The following is a 2,161-nucleotide window of genomic DNA, read 5'->3' as shown; positions in this document are numbered from 1 at the left end:
AAAACAAAGTTGGCGCGATGTACAGGGTAAGGAGTGACTTTTAAAACTAATGTTGAATTAAAAAACTATGTAAAAACGTAGAACGTAATACGCATCATGTAAAACATAATTAAAACCACCTTTATTATGCTAGAAAAAGAATATGAATTATTTAAAAAAGGCGATCCCAAAGCTTTGGAGCAAATCTATTCACGACATAAAAGATTACTTTTTTGGATTGGTAAACAAATAGTTTATGATGAATTTGTTGTAGAATGTTTGGTACAAGATGCGTTTCTGAAATTATGGGAATATCGAGATAACATAGAAAGACCTGAACATATCTTTTATTTCACGCGACTTGTTTTGAAACAAAGTTGTTATTCGCATTATAGAAGATCTAAAAATAAATTTTTTAGGTCGGTGCATTCATTAGATAGTTACGAGAATTATGATAGTTATTTGACTGGATACGATCCGTTAGAGGTTGCAGAAAACATAAAGGATAAAATAATACATGACCAACATTATGAAGAAATTAGAAAAATATTACCCTTATTAAGTGCTGAAAGAAAACATTTGATTGAACTCTGTTTGAAATATGGATTCAGATACAAATCGATTGCCAATGCAATGGGAAAAAGAGTTTCAGAAACGAGCAAGGAGATTAAAAGTGCAATAGAGGATGTTAAGAACCTTATAAATAGTCATGATGTATTAGTGTCTAAAAAGAAAATAGTTTCTAAGGAAAAGGAACAAAATCAAATGACCGAAAAACAATCGTTGATTTTAAAGCTTCGATTCGAGAAGAAACAATCGTTTACAACCATTGCTCAGACATTAGAACTTTCTCAGAAAGAAGTGCACAATGAATTTGTAGTCGCTTATAAATTGTCTCAACAAAACAAGTTTACCCCCCTAAATAACTAAATATGGAAAATTCTACAGTTTTTTTAACACGTAAAATACAGCTAATTGCTGATTTACCGACTCAAGAAGAACGAAAAGAAGTTTTGAGCACGCTTTATAAATGGCAAAATAGATGTTTTATAGCGGCTAATTTGATTGTTTCTCATTTGTATGTGCAAGAAATGGTGAAAGATTTTTTTTATTTCTCTGACGGAATCAAATATAAATTAGTAGACGAAAACAAAGATGAAGATGGTATACTCAAATGTTCACGGTCGACTACCATTTATCGTGTACTCTCAAAACGTTTTAAGGACGAAGTTCCAATGTATATATTGTCTTGTTTGATGAATATGTTATACCTATCCTTCAAGAAGGATTGTGTCAGGTATTGGAAAGGTGAACTTTCATTAAAAATTTTTAAACGAGATATAGCAATTCCTTTTAATATAGCGAGGATAAGTAAATTCTCGTATGATACAGATAAAAAATACATTTATTTTAAACTTTATAAAATACCTTTTAAAACGTATCTTGGAAGAGATTATATTGATAATTATAAGCTATTGGAGCAAATAGTAAGTAAAGAAATTAGAATTTGTAGATCGCATATTAAATTAGAAAAAAATAAAATATTTTGGGTATTCACTGTAGAAATCGAAAAAGAAAAAAATCAATTACAACCCGATATTATTGCAGAAGTTTCCTTGTCGTTGGAATATCCGTTGGTTGTAAAAATAGGTAGATCTCAACTTACCATTGGTAGCAAAGAAGAATTTTTGTACAGAAGATTAGCGATACAAGCTTCTCGTAAAAGAATACTAGAAGGAGTGCCTTATTGCAAAGGAGGGAAAGGAAAAGCAAGAAAATTAAAAATAGCAAAAAAATTAAAAAATACAGAGAGTAAATATGTTCATCATCGGCTACATGTTTACAGTAGAATGTTAATTGATTTTTGCGTTGAAAAAAAAGCAGGAACGATAGTTATTCTAGATCAAGAAGAAAAAATAGAAATAGCCAAAGAAGAAAGATTTGTCCTAAGAAACTGGAGTTATTATGAGCTCATAAATAAAATAAAATACAAAGCTGATAAAGCAGGTATTGAGCTTATAACAGCTTAAACCATAATTTAGGAGGGTGATTTGTACACCCATAGGGTGAGGTGATTGTTAACGCTCATCAAATGTGAAAAACATATACAAAGGGGGATTTTTGAGATTTTATTGAAACTTGCTAGATACTCCCAACATAAAGGCAGGATAAAGGCAACATA

The 2,161-nt window shown here is 30.4% G+C and carries 2 protein-coding genes; both read left to right on the top strand.

Annotated elements, in window-relative coordinates:
• Positions 1 to 126: 126 nt before the first annotated feature.
• Positions 127 to 909 (top strand): RNA polymerase sigma factor, encoded by a 783-nt coding sequence (locus HXZ74_RS17080; protein ID WP_180905598.1) that lies wholly within the window; start codon positions 127 to 129, stop codon positions 907 to 909.
• A gap of 2 nt (positions 910 to 911) precedes the next feature.
• Entirely contained in the window at positions 912 to 2,009 is a 1,098-nt protein-coding gene (locus HXZ74_RS17075) for a hypothetical protein (RefSeq protein WP_286476509.1), read from the top strand.
• Positions 2,010 to 2,161: the final 152 nt, after the last annotated feature.

Source organism: Empedobacter sp. R750 (assembly GCF_030324345.1).
GTDB classification, from domain to species: domain Bacteria; phylum Bacteroidota; class Bacteroidia; order Flavobacteriales; family Weeksellaceae; genus Empedobacter; species Empedobacter falsenii_C.
The sequence above is the reverse complement of the archived record's forward strand: the minus strand, read 5'-3'. Positions and strand labels throughout refer to the sequence as shown.